Source organism: Paraburkholderia sp. NPDC080076 (assembly GCF_050281145.1).
Taxonomy (GTDB): Bacteria; Pseudomonadota; Gammaproteobacteria; order Burkholderiales; family Burkholderiaceae; genus Paraburkholderia.
Map to the genome: position 1 here is coordinate 114,003 of NZ_JBNNWQ010000003.1, position 21,126 is coordinate 135,128.

Annotated in this window: 16 protein-coding genes; 10 read left to right on the plus strand and 6 right to left on the minus strand. The window is 65.7% G+C overall.

The annotated features are described in order from the left end of the window. Nucleotides 1–44 precede the first annotated feature (44 nt). Nucleotides 45–1,043 (plus strand): flippase-like domain-containing protein, encoded by a 999-nt coding sequence (locus tag ACQKRQ_RS12825; protein WP_427477301.1) that lies wholly within the window; start codon nucleotides 45–47, stop codon nucleotides 1,041–1,043. Here the strand turns inward: ACQKRQ_RS12825 and ACQKRQ_RS12830 are convergent. Together ACQKRQ_RS12830 and ACQKRQ_RS12835 are read right to left on the minus strand one after the other, a co-directional pair. Continuing rightward, entirely contained in the window at nucleotides 1,040–2,443 is a 1,404-nt protein-coding gene (locus tag ACQKRQ_RS12830; RefSeq protein ID WP_427477303.1) for an ATP-binding protein, read from the minus strand. The genes ACQKRQ_RS12825 and ACQKRQ_RS12830 overlap by 4 nt on opposite strands. Beyond that, the gene (locus tag ACQKRQ_RS12835) at nucleotides 2,440–3,099 is read right to left on the minus strand and encodes a response regulator (RefSeq protein WP_132374292.1); all 660 of its coding nucleotides are present in this window, start codon (nucleotides 3,097–3,099) and stop codon (nucleotides 2,440–2,442) included. Before ACQKRQ_RS12835 ends, ACQKRQ_RS12830 begins: the two co-directional genes overlap by 4 nt. Nucleotides 3,100–3,427: 328 nt before the next feature. Here ACQKRQ_RS12835 and ACQKRQ_RS12840 point away from each other — a divergent pair, with 328 nt between their 5' ends. The 3 genes from ACQKRQ_RS12840 to hpnK are packed head-to-tail and all read left to right on the plus strand — an operon-like array spanning nucleotide 3,428 to nucleotide 5,878. After that, on the plus strand, nucleotides 3,428–3,778 hold the full coding sequence (locus ACQKRQ_RS12840) for a hypothetical protein (protein WP_132374293.1): 351 nt from the start codon (nucleotides 3,428–3,430) through the stop codon (nucleotides 3,776–3,778). 11 nt (nucleotides 3,779–3,789) lie between these two features. Further along, the gene (gene hpnI / locus ACQKRQ_RS12845) at nucleotides 3,790–5,064 is read left to right on the plus strand and encodes a bacteriohopanetetrol glucosamine biosynthesis glycosyltransferase HpnI (RefSeq protein WP_427477306.1); all 1,275 of its coding nucleotides are present in this window, start codon (nucleotides 3,790–3,792) and stop codon (nucleotides 5,062–5,064) included. Next, nucleotides 5,054–5,878: a hopanoid biosynthesis-associated protein HpnK gene (gene hpnK / locus ACQKRQ_RS12850; protein WP_427477308.1), complete on the plus strand. Its 825-nt coding sequence runs from the start codon at nucleotides 5,054–5,056 to the stop codon at nucleotides 5,876–5,878. Before hpnI ends, hpnK begins: the two co-directional genes overlap by 11 nt. Before the next feature lie 90 nt (nucleotides 5,879–5,968). Here hpnK and ACQKRQ_RS12855 read toward each other — a convergent pair whose 3' ends face one another. From ACQKRQ_RS12855 to ACQKRQ_RS12865, 3 genes are read right to left on the minus strand one after another with little or no spacing between them, the layout of a single operon-like run. Continuing rightward, on the minus strand, nucleotides 5,969–9,019 hold the full coding sequence (locus ACQKRQ_RS12855; protein WP_427477310.1) for an efflux RND transporter permease subunit: 3,051 nt from the start codon (nucleotides 9,017–9,019) through the stop codon (nucleotides 5,969–5,971). Then, the gene (locus ACQKRQ_RS12860; RefSeq protein WP_427477312.1) at nucleotides 9,016–10,149 is read right to left on the minus strand and encodes an efflux RND transporter periplasmic adaptor subunit; all 1,134 of its coding nucleotides are present in this window, start codon (nucleotides 10,147–10,149) and stop codon (nucleotides 9,016–9,018) included. Before ACQKRQ_RS12860 ends, ACQKRQ_RS12855 begins: the two co-directional genes overlap by 4 nt. After that, entirely contained in the window at nucleotides 10,139–11,617 is a 1,479-nt protein-coding gene (locus ACQKRQ_RS12865) for a TolC family protein (protein WP_427477314.1), read from the minus strand. The genes ACQKRQ_RS12860 and ACQKRQ_RS12865 overlap by 11 nt, the downstream gene beginning before the upstream one ends. 206 nt (nucleotides 11,618–11,823) lie before the next feature. Between ACQKRQ_RS12865 and ACQKRQ_RS12870 the strand changes: the two genes are divergently transcribed. Both ACQKRQ_RS12870 and ACQKRQ_RS12875 read left to right on the plus strand, forming a co-directional pair. Beyond that, nucleotides 11,824–12,483: a response regulator gene (locus tag ACQKRQ_RS12870; RefSeq protein WP_408430516.1), complete on the plus strand. Its 660-nt coding sequence runs from the start codon at nucleotides 11,824–11,826 to the stop codon at nucleotides 12,481–12,483. Next, the gene (locus ACQKRQ_RS12875; RefSeq protein ID WP_132374299.1) at nucleotides 12,483–13,847 is read left to right on the plus strand and encodes a sensor histidine kinase; all 1,365 of its coding nucleotides are present in this window, start codon (nucleotides 12,483–12,485) and stop codon (nucleotides 13,845–13,847) included. The genes ACQKRQ_RS12870 and ACQKRQ_RS12875 overlap by 1 nt, the downstream gene beginning before the upstream one ends. Nucleotides 13,848–13,872: 25 nt before the next feature. Here the strand turns inward: ACQKRQ_RS12875 and ACQKRQ_RS12880 are convergent, their stop codons facing one another. Continuing rightward, a complete protein-coding gene (locus tag ACQKRQ_RS12880) occupies nucleotides 13,873–14,859 on the minus strand; it encodes a LysR family transcriptional regulator (RefSeq protein ID WP_427477317.1) in 987 nt (328 codons plus the stop codon). Between the two features lie 305 nt (nucleotides 14,860–15,164). On the opposite strand from ACQKRQ_RS12880, the gene ACQKRQ_RS12885 reads away from it, so the two are divergent. Genes ACQKRQ_RS12885 through ACQKRQ_RS12900 form a run of 4 tightly spaced genes read left to right on the plus strand, consistent with a single transcriptional unit; the run spans nucleotide 15,165 to nucleotide 21,118 of the window. Continuing rightward, a complete protein-coding gene (locus ACQKRQ_RS12885) occupies nucleotides 15,165–16,649 on the plus strand; it encodes a UbiD family decarboxylase (protein ID WP_427477318.1) in 1,485 nt (494 codons plus the stop codon). Beyond that, nucleotides 16,642–17,265, plus strand: coding sequence for a UbiX family flavin prenyltransferase (locus ACQKRQ_RS12890; RefSeq protein WP_427477319.1), 624 nt, complete (start codon nucleotides 16,642–16,644; stop codon nucleotides 17,263–17,265). The genes ACQKRQ_RS12885 and ACQKRQ_RS12890 overlap by 8 nt, the downstream gene beginning before the upstream one ends. Beyond that, on the plus strand, nucleotides 17,262–20,300 hold the full coding sequence (locus tag ACQKRQ_RS12895; RefSeq protein WP_427477321.1) for a xanthine dehydrogenase family protein molybdopterin-binding subunit: 3,039 nt from the start codon (nucleotides 17,262–17,264) through the stop codon (nucleotides 20,298–20,300). The genes ACQKRQ_RS12890 and ACQKRQ_RS12895 overlap by 4 nt, the downstream gene beginning before the upstream one ends. After that, a complete protein-coding gene (locus ACQKRQ_RS12900) occupies nucleotides 20,297–21,118 on the plus strand; it encodes an FAD binding domain-containing protein (protein WP_427477323.1) in 822 nt (273 codons plus the stop codon). The genes ACQKRQ_RS12895 and ACQKRQ_RS12900 overlap by 4 nt, the downstream gene beginning before the upstream one ends. Nucleotides 21,119–21,126 lie beyond the last annotated feature (8 nt).

Here is a 21,126-nt window from a genome sequence, read left to right on the forward strand (position 1 = left end):
AAAAGCACGGCAAGGCGCCTGAAGCGCGCGCAGGGGGTGCTCGCGTGACGAAGCATCTCGGCCGCGTAGCTGCGCTAGCCGGCTTGCTGGTGTCGCTCTGGCTCGTCTGGCAGGACAATCCGGGCGCCGTGCTCGGCGCGCTGCGCGCGGCCGGCGCGGGGCTGCTGCTGGCGGCGCTCGCGCACGTGCTGCCGATGCTCGCCAACGCTTGCGACTGGCGTTCGCTGATTCGTGGCGCGAACCGTCCTGGTCTCCTCAATATGCTGCACCTCGTGTGGGTGCGCGAATCGGTGAATAGCATGCTGCCGGTAGCGCGCATCGGCGGCGAAGTGGTGTCGTTTCGCATGCTCAAGCGCTGGGGCGTGCGGCCGTCCATGGCGGTGGGCAGCATCATCGTCGATATGCAGCTCACGGTGATCAGCCAGTTGCTCTTCACGATGGTCGGCATCGGCTTTCTGTTCGCACACGCGCATTCCGACACGCTGCGGCTCGCCGGGCAACTGGCGTGGGGCGTGGTGGTGCTCACGCCGTTGCTGGTGCTGTTCGCGCTGGTGCAGCATGCGAGTCCGTTCGAGCGCATCACGCGCGCGCTCAATCATATGACGAGCGGCAAGCTCGCCGCGCTGGTCGGGCAGTCGGCGCAGATCGATCAGGCCATCAAGCTGATCTGGCGCCGGCGTGGCGTGGTGTTGCGCTACCTGTTCTTCTGGCAGCCGCTGCAGTGCTTCCTCACGTCGCTGGAAATCTGGCTGGCGCTGCACTTTCTCGGCGTGCAGGTCACGCTGGTGGAAGCGGTGGTGATCGAATCGCTGATCCAGGCAATCAGTAGCGCGGCCTTCTTCGTGCCGGGCGGTCTCGGCGTGCAGGAGGGCGGCTTCATTCTGATCGGCGGCGCGCTGGGCCTCGATCCATCCATTTGTCTCGCGCTGGCCGGCGCGCGCCGGATTCGCGACCTCGTGATGTTCGTGCCCGGCCTCATTGCATGGCAGTTCGCGGAGTCGTCGAACCGGGCACCCGAGCGGGCGTTCGAGCGCGCACCTTAGCTCGCCTGCGCATAAGCGGGAAACGACACCTCGACCGCGAGCCCGCTCTCGCCGATACCCTTGCCCAGACGCAGGCTCGCGCCGAAATGCTCCGCGATCCGCGCGACGATTGAAAGACCTAGTCCGCTGCCGGTGGCCTGATTGCCGGTCGCGCGGAAAAAACGATTCGTCAGACGGTCGAGGTCGCCCGCCGCGACACCGGGGCCGTCATCGCGCACGGTCACCTGCACCCGGTCTTCGGCGTGCTGCACCGCCACTTCGATGATGCCGCCGGCATGCCCGTACTTGATCGCGTTATCGAGCAGATTGTCGAGCAGGATGCCGATCAGCACGGGCTCCGCGTCGATTTCCGCGCGCATGTCGCCGAGCAGCATCACGTGAATGTTTTTCTGCTGCGCGTTGCGCTCGTTCGCGAGCAGCGCGTCTTTCGCCACCGTTGCCGGTTTGAGCGGCGCCGTCGAGATTTTTTCATGCACGTCCAGGCGCGCGAGCAGCAGCAATTGCTCCGCGAGCCGCGCGCTGCGGTCGACGCCTTGCACCACGCGCTCCATGGCCAGCCGCTGGCGCACGGTGTCCTGTTCCGCCAGCGCGACTTGCGCCTGCACCTTGATCGCGGCCAGCGGCGTTTTCAGTTCGTGCGCGGCGTCGGCGGTGAACGCGCGTTCGCGCTCCAATGAATGCAGCAAACGCGACAGCAGCTGATTGATCGCATCGACGAGCGGGCGCACCTCGGTCGGCGCGCGGCCGATGTCGATCGGTTCCAGCCGGTTCACGTCGCGTGAGCGGATAGCGCGCGAGAGCAGCCTGAGCGGCGCCAGACTCCAGCCGATGCTGAACCACACCAGCACCGCCAGCACCGGCAGCGCGACCAGCGTAGGCCGGGCGATCCGGCTCGCGACGCCGCTCACCAGGTCGCTGCGCGTATTGGCCGGTTCGAAGACGCGCACGGTGTGGCCGAGCGTGGTGTCGCGCAAGGTGAACGAGTGGTACATCTGGCCGCCGAGCGTGATGTCCTGCGTGCCGCTCACGGCCGGCACCGGCAGGTCCCACGCCTTGAGCTCGCGCAATTGCGGGCTGCCCGCCAGCACGGCGTCGTTCGGGCCGCGCACCTGGAACAGCGCGTCGCGCGGCAGCGCGTCGTCGTCGTCGCTGTCGTTGGCGCCCGGCTCGCCGCCTTTTTCTTCCTCGCGCACGTCGATGCGCGCGTTGGCGAGCGTGGTCAGATTGCGCTGATCGAGCAGGGCGAGAATCTGCGCGAGTTCCGCGAGACGCGCCTCTTCCCATTCGGCGACTTCGCGCGTGGCCTGACGATAACTCGACACCAGCGCAATGCCCCAGACCAGCGCAATGCTGGTGAGGACCAACAGCACGAGACGCCGGCGAATCGACGCGCCCATCATTCTTTCTCCACCACGTAGCCGATATTGCGCACGGTCTTGATCAGCTTCGCGCCGAGTTTCTTGCGCAGATTGGACACGTGCACCTCGATCGCGTTGCTCTCGATTTCTTCCTGCCAGCCATACAGGCTTTCTTCGAGACGCGAGCGCGACTGGGGAATCCCCTGGTTGGTCAGCAACTGCAACAGGATCGCCCACTCGCGCGAGGTGAGCGACACGCGCGTCGCGCCCACTTCGACGGTTTGCGCGGCCGGGTTGACCGTCAGGTCCTGATAGCGGATCCGCTCGACGCTGCGGCCCTGCGCGCGGCGCAACAACGCCCGGCAACGGGCGATCAGTTCGGTCAGATCGAAGGGCTTGCCGAGATAGTCGTCGGCGCCCGCTTCGAGGCCGCCGACACGGTCGACCACCGTGCCCCGCGCGGTCAGCACGAGCACCGGCACGTCCTTGCCCGAATCGCGCAGGCGTTTCAGCAGTTCCATACCTGACACGCGGGGCAGGCCGAGATCGAGCAGCACCAGCGCGTAGGCGGTGGTGTCGAGCGCGAGACCGGCCTTGTGGCCGTCGCGAGCCCAGTCGACCGTGAAGCCGGCTTGACGCAGTCCCGCTTCGATACCGCAGCCGATCAGGTCGTCGTCTTCTACGAGGAGTACGCGCATGAGTTGAATATTTCCGTTCGATGTTCCATTGCACGGCAGCGGCGATATTCGAGCAGGCGCTGGGCCGTAATCCGAAGTTTAACCATGCTGTTCATCCCCCGCTTTATACGCCTTCTTCCTTAAGGTTTCCTTCAGCTTGAATCGCTACTATCGCCCCTCAACAGATCGCTGTCGCGGCGTCATCGCGGACACGCGGCGGCGGGGCTGTTGCGATGTCGTTGCAGTTCAATCGTAAGCACATCGATGGGATGACAGTCGGTGCTTTTCCACGCCGACGAGTTGCGTCGAATCAGGCGCCGGGCATTCCATCAGGTCACGAGACCCAGCCATGAAGCCAGCCACCGTCGACATGCTGCGCGCCCACCTGATGGTGGCCTCGCTCACCGCCATGGGCGCCGAGTTGCTCGCGTGCCTCGCACTGCTGGTGCTGCCGGTTTCGCAGAGCGTCTTCAGTTCCATGCCGTTCCGTCTGCTCGCCATCGCCGTGATTGCGAGCGGCGTGATCGTGACGCGCCAGTTCGCGCACGCTGCCTTCGAACTCGCGCTGCAGGGCCACTATGCGACCGGGACCAACCGTCTCGCGCGGCCGGTCGCGATCGCCTCGGATTGTCCGCGGCGCTGGCTCGTGATTCTTCATCTGCGCCTGACCGGCAGAGCGTTCGTGCTGGCCGAGCACTGACGGAACGGACGATGGCGGTGCACGCGGTGACGGCATCCCAATGGATCCTGCTAGCCGGCTGCGCATGCGCGTCGCTGTACGCGCTGCTGGCGGCGGTCGCGATGCCGTTTTTCGGCTCGCGCCGCGGCGCGGCGGGTCGTGCCTCTTATTCCACCTCGCAAGCTTCGCAGCCGCTGCATCGCTTTGCGCGTGTCGGCGTCAGCGTGCTCAAGCCGCTGTGCGGCGCGGAGCCGCGTCTCTACGACAATCTGCGGACCTTTTGCGATCAGCGTCATGAGCATTTTCAACTCGTGCTCGGCGTGTCCTCGCCGGACGATCCGGCGATTGCCGTAGTGCGCCGTTTGCAAGCCGCCTATCCATCGCACGACATCGAACTCGCGATCGACACGCGCGTGCACGGCAGCAATCTCAAGGTCAGCAATCTGATCAACATGGCGGCGCGGGCACGCCATGACGTGATCGTGATTGCCGACAGCGACATTGCCGTCGAAGCCGATTATCTCGACACTGTGGCCGCGCCGCTCGCGGATGCGCGGGTGGGCGTGGTCACGTGCCTCTACGTGGCGCGCGGCATCGGCGGCTTCTGGCCGCGCGTGGGCGCGCTCTTCATCAACGAATGGTTCGCGCCGTCGGTGCGGGTCGCGCACGCGGCCGGCTCGCGCCGTTTCGGCTTCGGTGCGACGCTCGCGTTGCGGCGCGCCACGCTCGAGCGCATCGGCGGTTTCGAGGCGCTGAAAAACTGTCTCGCGGACGATTACTGGCTGGCCGAACACGTGCGCGCTCTCGGCCTGCAAACCGTGCTCTCGCGCGTGACGGTGGCTACCGACGTGATCGAGCCGGCGTTATCCGCCTTGTGGCAGCGCGAAACACGCTGGCTGCGTACGATTCGCTCGGTGAATGCGCCCGGTTTCGCGTTCCTCTTCATTACGTTTCCTACACCCTGGCTCGTGGCCGGCGCGTGGCTCACCACCGCCCTCGCGGCCAGTTCGTCCGACGCGGTGCATGCGTGGGCCGCGTTCACGAGCGCAACCGGCACGGCCGCCGGCCTCGCCGCGCGTCTGTTGTTGCATCTGCGCTCGGCGCGTCGTGAGCGTACGTTCTGGCGAGATCTGCCGCTGGTGCCGTTGCGTGATACGTTGCTGGCGTTGCAGTGGTGCGCCGCCGTGTTCGGCTCGCATGTGATATGGCGCGGTGCGCGCGTGCCCGTCGACGCTTGCACGTTGAAGGCCGCGCGCAACGGCGCGTTGAACGTGATGGATGTGATGGAGACGTCGGATGGCGGCTAAGCCACGCGCATTGATCGTCACCGCGGACGATTTCGGCCTGCACGCGCGGGTGAATCTGGCGGTCGAGCGGGCGCATCGCGAAGGCGTGCTGAGCGCCGCGAGCCTGATGATCGGCGCACCGGCTGCCGGCGACGCGGTGGCGCGCGCCCGCGCCTTGCCGCGGCTGCGCGTCGGCCTGCATCTGGTGCTGGCCGACGGCGACGCGGTCACGCCGCGCGCGGGGATTGCCGCCTTGCTCGACGAGCATGGCCGTTTCGGCGACAACATGGTGCGCGACGGCGTGCGGTTTTTCTTTTTGCCGCATGTGCGCAAGCAGCTTGCGCGGGAAATTCGCGCGCAGTTCGATGCCTTTGCGCAGACCGGTCTGACGCTCGACCACGTCAACACGCACAAGCATTTTCATTTGCACCCGACGGTGCTCGGATTGATTCTGGACATCGGCCGCGAGTATGGGATGAAGGCCATGCGCTTGCCGTTCGAAGCGAATGCGCCGCTGTGGTTGCGGCCGTGGATCGCGCGGGTGAAGGCGCGTCTGGATCGCGCCGGCATCGCGCATAACGATTACGTAGTGGGAATCGCCGATAGCGGCCGGATGGATGAGGCGGCGTGGCTGGCGGCGCTCGCCGATCTGCCGCACGGGGTGGGGGAGATTTACTGCCATCCCGCGGTGGCGGGGGAGCGGCCGTTGAGTGACGGGATGAGGATGTATCGTCACGAGGACGAATTGCACGCGTTGTTGTCGCGGAAAGTTGCTATGGCGATTCGTGCGGCGGGGGTGCGGGTTGGCGGGTTTGGTGATGTGCTGAAGGTGTAGGTCTCTCGATTGCGTCGACTGAGTCGGAGATGCGCCCGCGGCGAGCCACAGGCGCACACACCGGAAGCCGCGCGGGCCGCATAGCGCGGCTTAAATCGCCTCCTTCTTCATCAACAACTTCAACAACACCGGCAGCAACAGCAACACCAGCGGCAACTGAACAATCAGCCCCGAGATAATCGCGATCGCCAGCGGCTGCTGCATCGCCGATCCTTGCCCCAATGCAAAAGCCAGCGGCAGCAGCGCCAGAATCGCGGCGATCGTCGTCATCGCGATAGGACGCAGACGATTGCGCCCGGCGCTCAGCAACGCTTCCTCGAATGGCATTTCGTCATCCCGCACGAGCCCCTGCAGCTCCGACACATAAAAAATCGCCACCTCGGTCACGATGCCGATGATCATCGTCATCCCCATCATCGCGGAGATGTTCAACTCGATGCCGGTGATCCACAAGCCGATGAACACCGCGCCCGCCGCCAGCAACGGCATCGCCATGACCGCCAGCGCAACGCGAAAGCGCTCGTACAGAAACAGCAGCAAACCGAACACCAGCGCGATCGCCGCACCGAACACACTCAGCAGCCCTTTGAACGCGATCTGCTGCTGCTGATACAGGCCGCCCAACTCGTAATACACGCCGCTCGGCAATAGAGCCTTATCGCTGAGCGTCTTCTGCACGTCGGCGATCGTCGAGCCGAGATCGCGGCCGTCGATGCGCGCGGTCACCGCCACCATCCGTTTCAGATTGTCGCGGCTGATTTCCGGTTGGCCTGTCACCGTCAGCTGATCGGCGACGCGATCGAGCGCGAACAGGTGGCCGTCTGGCGCGCGAATCTGCAACTGTCCCAGTTGCGTATCCGTGAGCTTCATCGCGCCGGCCACGCGCACGCGCACGCCGACCGTTTTCGGGCCGCTCTGGAATTGCGTGGCCACATTGCCTTCCACCATATCGGAGACGGCCTGAGCGATCGACTGCGGGTCCATGCCTTCGGCGGCCGCCGCTTCCGGGCGGATGTGCAATTCGAGGGCGTCGCCGGCCGGATTGATGCCGTCGTTCACGTCCACCACGCCCTGGATCTTGCCGATTTGCGCCGCGACCTTGCGCGCGGTCGTGTCGAGCGTGTTCGGGTCGTCGGAATAGATCTTGATCTGGACCGGTTGCGGCACTGCCGTCAGGTCGCCGATCAGATCCTCCATCAACTGCGCGAGTTCGATACTCACGCCCGGCACCTGAGTCTCGATCTTCGAGCGGATTTCTTCCATCACGGTATCGATTGGTTCGCGATTGCCAGACTTCAGCCGCACGAAGAAGTCGCCCTTGTTGGGCTCGTTCAGGTCGCCGCCGAGACCGGCGCCGGTGCGGCGCGAATAGGTCGCGACATTCGGATTCGCGCGGATGATGCTCTCGATCTGCTTCATCAAGCGGTCGGTCTCGGTCACCGACGTGCCCGGTTCAGTGTGGTAATCGAGCACGAAACCGCCTTCGTCCATGCTCGGCATGAAACCGCTGCCCACGCGAGTGAACGCGAACGCGGCCACCACGATCAACGGCAGCAGGCCCAATAACACGAGCACCGGCCGCGCGGTGACGCGCTCGACCAGAAACGCGTAGCGCCGGTTCATCCACGAGGCGAAGCGGGTTTCCTGGTGTTCCTCGGCGTCTTTCGGTTTCAGCCAGCGGTCGCACAGAATCGGCACTGCGAGCCACGTGACGAGAAACGAGATGAACAGGGCGCTCGCCATGGTCACGGAGAGCGCCTTGAAGAACGCACCCGTCACGCCGGACAGAAATGCCAGCGGCACGAAAATGATCAGCGTTGCCGCCGACGACCCGGCCAGCGGTCGCGTGAATTCGAGCGCCGCCGCCATCACGCGGCCATGAAACGCGCGCGCGCCGCCCTCGCGCATGCGCCGCACGATGTGTTCGATCATCACGATCGCATCGTCGATCACGAGACCGACGGCGGCTGCCATGCCGCCGAGCGTCATGATGTTGAAGCCCATGCCGAACACGTCGAGCAGGAGGATCGTCGCGGCCATCACCACCGGCACGAGCGCGACGGCGATCGCGGTGATCTTCCAGTTGCGCAGGAAAGCGAACAGCGTCAACGCCGCCAGCACCACGCCGATCATGATCGCGTCGCGCACGCTGGTGGCCGAGGCGATCACCAGTTCGCTCTGGTCGTACCAATTCGACAGATGCACGCCGGCCGGCATCTGATGCTGGAAATCGGCGAGCTTCGCGCGGATCGCCTTGGCCATCGCCACGCTGTTCGCGCCCGGCTGCTGATACACGTTGATGAGCACGGCGTCCTGGCCGTCGGCGGTGACGCGCATCCATTGCGGCACCACGCCAGCGCGTACGGTCGCGATGTCTCCGAGGCGGATCTGCGTCGCGCCGTTGGCCGACACCACGACATTGCGCAGTTCGTCGAGCCGCGTAATGGTGGTGTTGGCGATCACGAGGTAAAGCTTGTAGTGATCCTCGATGCGGCCGTTCGCCATCAGCACATTGCTCGCGCCGATCGCCTTCGACACATCGGACAGCGAGAGCTTGTACGCGGCGAGGCGGGCGGGATCGATCGCGACTTCGAACTCGTCCTGATCGCCGCCCGTCACGTCGACGCGCGCCACGCCTTCCACCGAAGACAGCAACGGCCGCATCTGGAATTGCGCGAGATCGTGCAGCGCGGAGAGCGACTGCCGCTGCGAAGTCAGGCTATACGCCAGCACCGGAAACACGGTGGGGTCCATGCGCCGCACCTGCATCGAGGTGCCTTGGGGCAGCGTCGCGAGTATTTCGCTGATGGCCGACTGCGCCTGCAAGGTGGCTTGCGCCATGTCGGTGCCCCAGTCGAAATTGATCGAGATTTCGGCCGCGCCGCGGCTCGTTTTCGATTCGACGTCGCGCACGTTCGGCACGCGCCGCAGCGCTTCTTCCACAGGCATCGTGACGAGCGTGGCCATCTGTTCCGCGGGGCGGTCGCCCGCGTCGAGCGAGACGACCGCACGCGGAAACGCGACGTTCGGGAACAGCGAGATCGGCAGGCGGAACGCGGTCAGTGCGCCCGCCATCGCCAGCAATGCGATCACGAACAGCAGCGAGCGCCGGTGCTTCTGCATCCATTGACCGAAATTCATCGCGGCGCGCCTCCGCTGGTTTGCACCGCCATGCCGTCCTTCAACTCATAGTTGCCGCTGACCACGAGGCCCTCGCCGGCGTCGAGCGGGCCATCCACGCCGTAGCGGTCGCCGTTCTCCACCTGCGTGGTCACCGCCACGCGGCGCGCCTTGTTCTGCGGCGTGATCTGAAACACGTACGCACCGTTGTCATCTTTCAGCACGGCGGCGCGCGGCACGATCCAGTGCGTGCCGCTGCGGGTCGCGATATCGGCGCTCACGCGCGTGCCGGGAATGAAGGCAGTCTGACCGAGCGGCACGTTCGCGCCGACGTCGACGAGTTGACTCTGCTGATCCACGGACGCGCCGACCAGCGCGACGTGGCCGTTCACCGAAGTCTTCGCGAGCGACGCGGACAGGCCGTGCAAGGTAACTGTGTCGCCGGCGTGGATCGCGGCGGCATCGGCGGGTTCGACGCCGAGCATCACGTTGGCGCGCGCGTCCTTGCCGCTGCCGCCGGCGAGTTGCAGGATCGCCGCGCCGGGCTGCACCTGGTCGCCCTGAGCGGCCGTGACCTGCAGCACCACGCCGTCGTTTGGCGCGGTGATGATCTTGTTGCCGCTTGCCACGCCTGTCTGGATCTGCGCGGCGAGCGCCTGCTGTGCATCGTCAGCGGCCTTGCGGGCACTGGCGAGTTGCGACTGGGTGGCGAGCGCTTTGTCGTACAGCGATTGCGTGCGCGCCAGCTCGCCTTGTGCGAGTGTCACGGCGCTTTTCGCCTGGGTGGCCGCGAGGACGGCGGCAGGGTCGGCCTGCACGACGAAGAGCGGCGTGCCGCGCGCCACGGTTTGCCCAGGCTGAACGCGCATCTGCACGATACGCGCGGTATACGGCAGATTGACGGTGGTGAGGTTCGACGCGGACGCCGCGACGATCCCATATGCCCGCACCGGCTGCGCGATCTCGGCGCGCTGCACGTGCACGGTCTGGACGGCGACCACCGGTTGATCGGCGGCGTCGGCGGCGGGCGCTGCCGCGGCGCTTGCGGCACGGGCCGCATGAACGCCGGCGCACAGCAACGTGGCGCAGGCGATAAAAATCGCACCGGCGGCAATGCGCGGCCGCAGCGCTGAAGTCAGGCTATTTCGCATGAGTGTCGGAGTCAGTCAGAGCGGTGGAGTAGGCGTCGGGAATCGCGCTGCCGAGCAGCGCCTGCAAGCCGACGCGTTGTTCGGCGAGCGACTCGCGCAACGTCGCGACGTCGATCTGTTTGGTGAGCGCGGCGCTTTGCGCGTCGGTGTAAGCGCCGAGCGCGAGGTTGTGTTCCGCGTAGGCCGCGGCCGCGTCGTTGGCGGCTACGTCGACATCGGGCAAGGCGGCCTCGGTCTGCTGCAACTGCCGTGTGAGGATCGTGTTGTCCGCACGCAGATGCGCGACATCCGCGTAAGCGTTGTTCAGCCGCGCCTGATATTCGTCGCGCAGGTGCTGGCGGGTCGCTTGCTCGATCGCGACGTTGCCCTGGTTACGGTTGAAGATCGGCAGGCTCAAGTTGATCTGGAAGCCGCTCGTGTATATGTTCGAGGTATCGCGCGCCCGCACGAAGCCCACGGACAGACTCGGAAACTGGCTGAGAATCGCGGCGCGATATTTCTGTTCCTGCGCCTCGTAGCCGGCTTGCAGCGCGATCAGATCGGGGCGGCGTCGAGGCAATCCGGCGAGCGCGGCGTCGAGCGTCGTGTCGGAGAGCGGCTCGATGTCTTCGCCGCCGGTGAGTTGCAACTGCACCTCGGGCGAGACGCCGAGCAGCGCGTTCAGATCGTGGTGCGTTTGCTCGGCTGCGCGTTCGGCGTCGGTGTATTGCTTGCGTGCGTCGCTATAGGCGAGGAGCGCCGCATTCAGCGTGTCGTCGGTGAGGTTGCCGTCGCGGCGCGCTTCGGCCGTGCGTTCGTAGCGCGTGCGCGCGAGGTCGCGCTGACGCTGCAAAAGCGGCAACGTGTCCTGCTGGAAGCGCGTCTTGATGAACAACTGCCGCGCCTGCGCGACGGTCTGCCATTCCTGCCACAGCAGACCGAGATCGGTTTTGGCCACGGTGGCGTCGGCTGATTGTTGGTTGGCGCTGCGCACGACGATCGCCATCACGTCCATGCTCAACCCGTAGCTGAACGCGCGCGTGGTGCCGATCTGGCCGGGATAATCGCTTGATACGCTCAGTTGCGGGTCGGGCAGCAGACCCGCCGAGTAGGCCTGCGCGCGGGCGATGCCGAGGTCGTCGCGGGCCAGCTTGAGGTCGGGATTGTTGGCCACCGCGAGCATCGCGACTTCGTCGATATCGAGCCCGTCGGACGGGTCGAAGCGATGCGCGGCCAATTCCGGCAGCGGCATGCTCGACGGATCGATACGGATGCGTTCGAGCGAATGCGCGGAGGTGGACGTGTCCTGCGGCGCGAGCGGCTCGCGGTGATACCACGTGCAGCCGCCCATCAGCAGCGCGCAGAGCGGCACGAGCACGCGCAGCCGGTCGTATGGTCGCGAAGTGTGTTTGACCGCGGGCTCGGCCGGCGCGGCGAACCCAGACACGGCCGCCGATATAGCCGCCGTTGCGGCATTGAAAACGGGCAAAGTCCGGCTCCTGAACGAAGAAATAGGGCATCCGCGCAGGGATGCCGCGAACAGGAGCCGATTCTGCTGATGGACTGCTTAAGACACGCTTAACGCCAATTTAAGCGTCCCTTCAGCGTCGCTTCAGGAAAACATAAGCAAGCCATAAGGAAGCGTTAAGCTACCGGGCGAGACAATGCCGGGGCCAACACGGGAGAGGAGAGACCATGCGTCTGCTATTGGTCGAAGACGACGACATGATTGCGGAAACGGTACTGGGCGCGATGCGCCGCGCCGGCTACGCGATCGACTGGGCCGAAGACGGCCGCGCGGCGGAGCTGTCGCTCGACAATGGTGTGTACGACCTCGTGCTGCTCGATCTCGGCTTGCCGAAGAAGGACGGCATCGACGTCCTCAACGCCTATCGCAAGGGCGGCGGCGCCGCGCCGGTCATCATCCTGACGGCTCGCGACGCCGTCGACGCACGGATTCGCGGCCTCGACGCCGGCGCCGACGACTATCTGATCAAGCCATTCGACCTCGACGAACTGGCCGCGCGCGTGCGTGCGCTGCTCAGACGCCGCACCGGCCAGAAGCAGCCGGTCTACGCCCACGGCGAGCTCACGCTCGACCCCGCCGCGCACGAAGTCACCAAGTCCGGCGAGTCGCTGCCGCTCGTGCCGCGCGAATTCGCGCTGCTGCAGGCGCTGATCGAAGAGCCGACGCGCGTGTTCACCAAGGCCGAGCTGGAAGAGAAACTGTACGGCTGGGGCGAGGAAGTGGGCAGCAATACCATCGAAGTGCATGTACATAGCCTGCGGCGCAAGATCGGCGCGGAGCAGGTGGTGACCGTGCGCGGCGTGGGCTACCGTCTGAAGAGGTGCTGATGAAGTCGATTCGCCGCTGGCTGCTGGGTTGGCTGATTTTCGGCCTGGCGGTTGCCTCGGGCGTGGCTGGCTACGGCATCTTTCACACGGCGCGCGAGGAAGCGAGCGAACTGTTCGACTACGAGTTGCGCACGATCGCGCTGTCGCTGCCGTCGAACCTCGCCGGTGCGGGCGACGGTGAACATCGTAATCCCGACCTCGGTGGTCTGGCCGACGACCGGGTCGTCATCGAAATCTGGGACGCTGCCGGCAAGCTCATCTATCACTCGCTGCAGGCGCCGGTGTTTCCGCGTCAGCCCGCGGGCTTCAACACGGTGGAGCGCGGCGAGTATCACTGGCGCACATTCGCCGTGCAGCAGGCGCAGCGTTATATCCAGGTGGCGCAGCCCATCTCCGTGCGCGAGGACCTTGCGCTGCAACTCGCGCTGCACACGCTCTGGCCGCTCGGCGTGCTGGTGCCGGTGACGATCGTGCTGGTCCTGCTGGTGGTGGCGCGCGGGCTGGCGCCGATCGGCGGGCTGTCGCGCGCGCTGTCCACCCGCACCATCGACTCGCTCGAACCGCTGCGTCTGGACGGCAGCGTGCCGGTCGAAATCAAGCCGCTGGTCGAAGCTCTCAACGATATGCTGCAGCGACTGCACACGGCGTCGCAGGCACAGCGCACCTTTATTGCCGATGCCGCGCACGAGTTGCGCTCACCGCTCGCCGCGCTGAAGCTGCAATTGCAGGCCGCGTCGCGCGACGGTTCGTTAAAGGGCGAAGGGCAAACGCTCGAGCGCGTCGAAGGGCGCGTCAACCGCATCATTCACCTGGTGCAGCAACTGCTGACGCTGGCGCGTGAAGACGCGCATCCGGTCACGTCGATGGTGCCGGTCAGCTTGCGCCGGATCGGTGAGCAGGCCGTGGGTGATTTTTCGTTGCTGGCGGAAACGAAGGAGATCGACATCGGCCTGGAATGCGAGGGCGCGCGCACGGAGGGCGATGCTTATACCGTGCTGGCGGAGCCGCACGGCATGAGCGTGCTGCTGGGCAATCTGATCAACAATGCGATCCGTCATACGCCGCGCGGCGGCCGTGTCGACGTGATCCTGAAGCGTGCCGGTACGCGCGTTGGCTTCGAGGTCGTCGATACCGGCGCGGGCATTCCGGAGGCCGAACTCGAACGGGTCTTCGACCGCTTCTATCGCGGCGAGGAAGCGCAAGGCGAGGGCAGCGGCCTCGGGCTCGCGATCGTGTCGCGCATCGCCGAGCGGCATCAGATGGACCTTTCGCTGCGCAACAACGAGGGCCGGCACGGCTTGCGTGTGACCGTGTCCGGTCTGAAGGCGCATGACGTCGACGCGCCGGTGGCCGTCAAAAGCTGACGGCCATTGCTTCATGGCGCGGCATTCATACGGAGCGCTCCCTGGACAAGGGCGATGAACGCTGATCGTTCGATGCATCACTGGGCGGCCCGTTTAGCGTCGCGTCCAGTTCCGACACGCTCGACACCTGGCGCAATTCGTCGGCGATGATCGACACCAGCGCATCCGCCGCGGCGCTCAACGGGCGGCGCGGATGGCTCACACACACGATATGCCGCACGATGCGCGGCGCGAGGATCGGATAAGCGCGCAGGCTGCCCAGGCGCACCGCGCGCTGCACGGCGATACGCGGCAGGATGGTCGCGAAGTGCGTGCTTTCCACCAGCTTCACGATCGTGCTCAACACGTCGATCTCGAAGCGCGGCGCGAGCAGCACGTCTTCATGTTGCGCGGCTGTATCGAGCACGCCGCGCAAGCCGTGGCGCTTGGTCGGCAACACCAGTTCCAGCTCGGGCAGTTGCGCGAGTTCGATCGCATGCGGCAACTCGGGGCCGTGCTCGGCGCTCGTCACCAGCACCATTTCCTCGTCGAGCAAGGGCTGCGCGTCGAGCGAGAGACGCGCGCGCGGCTTGTTGATCAGCGCCGCGTCGAGCTGGCCGCCCGCCACCCAATCGATGAAGGTCGCGCTGTAGCCGTCCGCCACGGTCACCTCGACATGCGGGTAGCGCGCGTGGAAACGCGATAGCGCATCGGCCAGCACACTTTCCGTAACCGACGCGATCAGCCCGATCGACACATGGCCGGTCACCACCTCGTCGCGCTGCACGAGTTGCTGACGCGCATGCGCGAGATCGCGCATGATCGGTAGAAAGAGCCGATACATGAGCCGGCCGGCGGCAGTCGGCGCCATGCCGTGCGCGTTGCGCTCGAAGAGCTGCTGGTGCAGTTCGTCCTCGAGTTTGGCGATCTGCATGCTGAGCGCAGGCTGCACGATGTTCAGGCGTTTCGCCGCCCGCGTGACCGAACCGTCCTCGAAGAGCGCGATGAAATACTGGATTTGCCTGAGGTCCATGTTGGTATGAATAAAACATCAGCAAACGTAATGAGAATGACGCGCCGTATCAGATAAAGGCCGCAACCGTGTGCCATGGACGCTCCCAAACCCTCAGCCGACGGTGGCGCATGCGCCCCCGCCCGCGCCGTGTCTATTGATATCCTGCCTACAATTACCTGTCATTGGTGCTAACACGCATATCATCGGGAATGATTCGACGCATCAATAATCAATATTAGAAGTTATACGCTGATCTCGTTACGCTTCCATCATCAACTGGCCGTCCGGTTCGGACATGAAGCCAGGCATTGATGGAGACGTAGATGAATACTCGCGATGCCGCATCGCACGGTACTTTTCACCTGACGTGGGCCCACCCGTCCGCCGCGCTCACGCTGCGCGACTGGCTGGCGCATCTGGCGCGCACGGGCCGGGTCGCGACGATCGACAAGCCGGTCGCGCTCGAACACGAACTCGCCGCGATTGCAAAGCGGCTGGACGGCACGCAAGCCGCGTTCTTCACGAAGCCGGGCGGTCACGACGTACCGGTGGTCAGCGGTTTCATGTCGCGGCGCGCGTGGATCGCGGAAGCGATGGGCGTGGCCGAGGCCGATCTGCTGGCGCGCTTTCGCGACGCGGCCGATCAGCCGGTTCCTTCGAAGGAAATCCCGCGTGCCGAAGCGGCCTGCCAGCAGGTCGTGCATACCAGCGGCATCGATCTTCACAAGCTGTTGCCGATTCCTACGCATAGCGAGCACGACAACGGGCCGTACATCACCGCGGGTCTCGTGATTGCACGCAATCCGCGTACCGGCGTGCAGAACGTGTCCATCAACCGCATTCAGGTGCATGGACCCGATCGCATGGCGATCCTGCTGTTGCCGCGCCATCTGTATGCATTCCAGAAAGCCGCGGAAGAGGCGGGCGACGCGCTCGACGTCGCGATCGCCATCGGCGTCGATCCGTTGACGATGCTCGCCTCGCAAGCCATTTCCCCGATCGATTCCGACGAGCTGGAAATCGCCGGCGCGCTGCATGGCGCGCCGCTGCCGGTGGTCAAGTGCGTGAGCAACGGCGTGAACGTTCCGGCCTTCGCGGAGATCGTGATCGAAGGGCGCATTCTGCCCAACGTGCGCGAACCGGAAGGCCCGTTCGGCGAATTTCCGAAGTACTACAGCGCTCAGGAAGCGCGTGAAGTGATCGAAGTCACCGCGGTGACGCATCGCGAGAAGCCGATCTTTCATACGATCGTGCCGGCGGAAATGGAGCATCTGCTGCTCGGCGCGATTCCGCGCGAGGCGACTTTGCTGGCGCATCTGCAACGTAGTCATCCCAATGTGAAGGACGTGCATCTGTCCGTGGGCGGCGTGTGCCGTTATCACCTGTGGGTGCAGTTCGAAAAGAAGCGCGAGGGCGAAGCGAAGAACGTGATTCTGTGCGCGTTCGGTGCGCACTACGACATCAAACAGGTGGTGGTGGTCGATACCGATGTCGACGTGCACGACCCGGCCGAAATCGAATGGGCGATTGCCACGCGTTTTCAGGCCGATCGCGATCTGGTCGTGATCGAAGGCGCGCAAGGCTCGCCGCTCGATCCGTCGACTACCGTGGGTCAGCCGGAAGACGCGCCGCCGCATCTGCAAGGCGTGAGCGCCAAAATGGGACTCGACGCTACACGGCCGGTGGTGTACCCGTCGCACGTATTCACGCGGGTGCGCATTCCCGGTCAGGACACGGTGAATCTGGACGCGCTGATTGCCGCCGACAACGCCGCGTTCGACAGCTATCTGGGTGGCGCACATGGTTGAACACAAACGTGAGCGTATCGTCGTGGGCATATCCGGCGCGAGCGGCGCGCTGATCGGCGTGCGTCTGCTCGCCGCGCTGCGGCGCCTCGGCACGCACGAGACGCATCTGATCGTGTCGGCCTCCGGCGCGGTCACGGCGGCGCAGGAACTCGGCATGACGCGCGGCGATCTGGAGCGTCTCGCCGACGTGGCCTACAACGTGCGCGACATCGGCGCGGCGGTGGCGAGCGGTTCCTTCATCACCACGGGCATGGTGATCGCGCCGTGCTCGATGAAGACGCTCGCGGGCGTGGCCAACGGTTTCGCCGACAACCTGCTCACGCGTGCCGCCGATGTGATGCTCAAGGAGCGTCGCCGGCTCGTGCTGGTCGCGCGCGAAACGCCGCTCAATCTCGCGCATTTGCGCAACATGACTTCCGTCACCGAGATGGGCGGGATCGTCATGCCGCCGGTGCCCGCGTTCTACGCGCATCCCAAGACTATCGAAGACGTGGTCGACCATACGGTGGGGCGGATTCTCGATCTGTTCGGTATCGAGCATCGCGAGATCGCGCAGCGCTGGAGCGGACTCGCCGACGAATTCGCGCAGCGCCGCGAATCGGGAGCGGACCAATGAATCGGCGCGACACGCTCCACGCCGGCGACACGGCGACGCAGGACCGCGACCCGGAACTGGACAAACGCCCGCAGCGTCATCTCGGCCGCCCGATGGAGCGTCTGGAAGATCCCGCGATTCTCACCGGTCGCGGCCGTTACGGCGACGACATCGGCATCCGGCCCGGCACGCTGCACGCCGCGATCCTGCGCTCGCCGCACGCGCATGCCGAACTGGTGTCGATCGACACGGATGCCGCCGCGAAACTGCCCGGCGTGCGCGCGATCCTGACACGCGACGACCTGCGCGCGTGGTCGCGGCCCTTCGTGGTCGGCGTGAAATCGCCGATGGAACAGTGGGCGCTGGCGATGGACCGCGTGCGCTATGTCGGCGAACCGGTGGCGGTGGTGCTGGCGCAATCGCGCGCTATCGCCGAGGACGCGCTCGATCTGCTCAAGGTCGAGTACGCGACGCTCGATCCGGTCACATCGATCGAACAGGCGGCAAGCGACCAGTCGCCGGTATTGCACGAGAAAGTAGGCAGCAACGTGATCAGCGACCGGCACTTTCGCTACGGCGAGCCGGATGCGGCGTTCGAGAAAGCGCCGCATCGCGTGAAACTGGTCGCGCATTATCCGCGCAATAGCTGCGCGCCGATCGAATGCGGCGTGGTGATCGCGGAGTATCTGGCGGGCGATGAAGGCTACGACGTCACGTCGAATTTCATGGGCCCGTTCTCGCTGCACGCGGTGATGGCGATGGCGCTGAACGTGCCCGCCAACCGTTTGCGTCACAAGGCGCCGCGCGATTCGGGCGGCAGCTTCGGCGTGAAGCAGGCAGTGTTTCCGTACGTCGTACTGATGTGTCTCGCCTCGCGCAAGGCGGGCGCGCCGGTGAAATGGGTCGAGGACCGGCTCGAACATCTGAGCGCGGCCACTTCCGCGACCGCGCGCGTATCGACACTCGAAGCGGCGGTGGAAAACGACGGCCGCATCACGGCGCTCTCCTACGATCAACTCGAAGACTGCGGCGGCTATCTGCGCGCGCCGGAACCGGCCACGTTCTATCGCATGCACGGCTGCCTGACCGGCGCGTATGCGATCGACAATCTGCTGGTGCGCAACCGCGTCGTGCTGACCAACAAGACGCCGACGGGGCTAGTGCGCGGCTTCGGCGGACCGCAGGTGTACTTCGCGCTCGAACGGCTGATGCAGCGCATCGCGCTCGAACTGAAGCTCGATGTGCTCGACGTGTACCGCCGCAACTTCGTCGCCGCCGATGCGTTCCCATATCGCGCCGCGGCCGGCGCGCTGCTCGACTCGGGCAACTATCAGGAAGCGCTGCGCCGCGCGCTGGCCGAAGGCGGCTATGACGAACTGCATGCGCGTCGCGAGGCGGCACGCAAGGAAGGACGTCTGTACGGCATTGGCTTTGCGGCGATCGTCGAACCGTCGGTGTCGAACATGGGCTACATCACGACGGTAATGCCCGCCGACGCCCGCAAGAAAGCCGGACCGAAGAGCGGCGCGATCGCGAGCGCGACGGTCAGCGTCGATCTGCTCGGCGGCGTGGTGGTGACGATTGCGTCGACGCCCGCCGGCCAGGGGCATATGACGGTGTGTGCGCAAGTCGTAGCGGACGTGCTCGGCGTCTCGCCGCACGATGTCGTCGTCAATGTCGAATTCGATACACACAAGGATGCGTGGTCGGTGGCGGCGGGCAATTATTCGAGCCGCTTTGCCGGTGCGGTGGCGGGCACGGTGCATCTGGCGGCGGTGCGCGTACGGGACAAGATCGCGCGCATCGTGTCGAAACAATTGGGCTGCGCGCCGGACGATGTCTGTTTTGCAGAAGGCCGCATCTTTGCAAAGGGCGCCGAGGATCGCGCGCAGCCGTTCGGCCGCGTCGCCGCCAATGCGCCGCATTGGGCGCCCGCGCTGTTGCCCGAAGGCGAAGAGCCCGGTCTGCGCGAGACCGTGTTCTGGAATCCGCCGAACATGGCCGCGCCGGACGAGAACGATCGCATCAACACTTCGGCGGCCTACGGCTTTGCGTTCGACATGTGCGGGGTCGAAGTGGATCGCGCCACCGGCCGTGTGCGGATCGACCGCTACGTCACCGCGCACGACGCCGGCACGCTGCTGAACCCCGCGCTCGCCGACGGCCAGATTCGCGGCGCCTTCGCGCAAGGGCTCGGCGCGGCGTTGATGGAGGAGTTTCGCTACGGCGCGGACGGCAGCTTCCAGTCCGGCACGCTCGCCGACTATCTGATGCCGACCACCTGCGAAGTGCCCGACCCGGTGATCGTGCATCTGGAGACGCCGTCGCCGTTCACGCCGCTCGGTGCGAAAGGACTCGGCGAGGGCAACAACATGAGCACGCCGCCGTGCATCGCGAATGCGGTGGCGGACGCGCTCGGCGTCGACGATATCCGTTTGCCGCTGACGCCTTCGAAAGTGATGGCGCTGATCGGCATCGACGATCCCGCGCCGTCGCGTCCCGAGTTGCGTGAAGCCGCAGCGGCCAAACCGGCGCTGCCGGGCGGCGGCAAGGCGCTTACCGCGCAGGGCAGCGTCGATCTGCCGGCAGCGCCGGAAGCGATTTTTGCCGTGCTGCTCGATCCGAACGCGCTCGCCAAGGTCATTCCCGGCTGCCATGCGCTCGAAGCCGAAGGTACGAATCAGTATCGCGCCGACGTGACGGTCGGCGTCGGCATGATCAAGGCGCGTTTCGAAGCGAAGATCGGCCTGTCGGAAATCGACGCGCCGCATCGGCTGCGTTTGGCTGGCGCGGGCATGTCGTCGCTCGGCAGCGCGCGCGGCAGCGGCCTCGTCGAATTGACGCCGATCGAAACGGGCACGCGTCTTTCGTACGACTACGAAGCCCAGGTGTCGGGCAAGGTCGCGGCGGTCGGCGGGCGCATGCTCGAAGGCGCGGCCAAGGTCGTGTTGCGGCAACTGTTCGAATCGCTCGGCCGTCAGGCGGCGGGCAAGCCGGTTCAAACCGGTGGCTCGTGGCTTTCGCGCCTCTTCGCCCGTTTCAGGAGACAGGCATGAAACCCGCGCCGTTCGATTATTTGCGCGCCATGACCACCCAGCATGCGCTCGACGCCCTCGCGCAAAGCGGCGAGGACGCACGCGTGCTGGCCGGCGGCCAGTCGTTGATGGCGGTGCTGAACATGCGGCTCGCGCAGCCGCGGATGCTGATCGACATCTCGCGCACCGACGAGCTGAACTCGGTGCGTGTCGATCACAAGGCGGGCTTGCTGGTGGTGGGCGCGGCGGCGACGCAAGGCAGCGTCGAGTGGCGTGAATCTCTGCGCGACGAAGTGCCGTTGCTGGGGATGGCGTTCCCGCACATCTCGCACTTCCAGATCCGCAATCGCGGCACGGTGTGCGGTTCGATAGCGCATGCCGACCCGAGCGCGGAACTGCCGCTGGTGTTGGCCGCGCTCGGCGGCGACGTGATGTTGCGCTCGAAAAGGAAACACCGCGTGCTGCCCGCCGCCGAGTTTTTTCAAGGCATGTTGATGACCGCGCGCGAGCCGGATGAACTCGTCGAAGCCGTGCGCTTTCCGCTGAAGCGGCAGGGCGAACGCTACGGTTTCACGGAATTCTCCGCGCGCCACGGCGACTTCGCGATGGTTGCTTGCGCGGCCGTCGTGACGTGCGATTCGATCCGCCTCGCGGTGGGCGGCGTCGCGGACCGGCCGGTGGTCGAGCAATGGCCGCGTCTGCGTGACGAGGATCTGCGCAGCGCATTGAACGATTTGAGCTGGAAGCTGGGCGCGCAGGACGACGCGCATATCAGCGCGGCGTATCGCCGGCATCTGGTCCGGCAACTCGGATGGCGCGTAATCGAGGAGGCGAAGTGAGCAACACA

Bases quoted from the DNA above. Each gene is read 5' to 3' on its own strand.
- ACQKRQ_RS12835 (WP_132374292.1), bottom strand. From the start codon at position 3,099: ATGCGCGTACTCCTCGTAGAAGACGACGACCTGATCGGCTGCGGTATC.
- ACQKRQ_RS12900 (WP_427477323.1), top strand. From the start codon at position 20,297: ATGAAACCCGCGCCGTTCGATTATTTGCGCGCCATGACCACCCAGCAT.
- hpnI (WP_427477306.1), top strand. From the start codon at position 3,790: ATGGCGGTGCACGCGGTGACGGCATCCCAATGGATCCTGCTAGCCGGC.
- ACQKRQ_RS12830 (WP_427477303.1), bottom strand. From the start codon at position 2,443: ATGATGGGCGCGTCGATTCGCCGGCGTCTCGTGCTGTTGGTCCTCACC.
- ACQKRQ_RS12855 (WP_427477310.1), bottom strand. From the start codon at position 9,019: ATGAATTTCGGTCAATGGATGCAGAAGCACCGGCGCTCGCTGCTGTTC.
- ACQKRQ_RS12840 (WP_132374293.1), top strand. From the start codon at position 3,428: ATGAAGCCAGCCACCGTCGACATGCTGCGCGCCCACCTGATGGTGGCC.
- ACQKRQ_RS12890 (WP_427477319.1), top strand. From the start codon at position 16,642: ATGGTTGAACACAAACGTGAGCGTATCGTCGTGGGCATATCCGGCGCG.
- ACQKRQ_RS12860 (WP_427477312.1), bottom strand. From the start codon at position 10,149: ATGCGAAATAGCCTGACTTCAGCGCTGCGGCCGCGCATTGCCGCCGGT.
- hpnK (WP_427477308.1), top strand. From the start codon at position 5,054: ATGGCGGCTAAGCCACGCGCATTGATCGTCACCGCGGACGATTTCGGC.
- ACQKRQ_RS12880 (WP_427477317.1), bottom strand. From the start codon at position 14,859: ATGGACCTCAGGCAAATCCAGTATTTCATCGCGCTCTTCGAGGACGGT.
- ACQKRQ_RS12885 (WP_427477318.1), top strand. From the start codon at position 15,165: ATGAATACTCGCGATGCCGCATCGCACGGTACTTTTCACCTGACGTGG.
- ACQKRQ_RS12870 (WP_408430516.1), top strand. From the start codon at position 11,824: ATGCGTCTGCTATTGGTCGAAGACGACGACATGATTGCGGAAACGGTA.
- ACQKRQ_RS12895 (WP_427477321.1), top strand. From the start codon at position 17,262: ATGAATCGGCGCGACACGCTCCACGCCGGCGACACGGCGACGCAGGAC.
- ACQKRQ_RS12875 (WP_132374299.1), top strand. From the start codon at position 12,483: ATGAAGTCGATTCGCCGCTGGCTGCTGGGTTGGCTGATTTTCGGCCTG.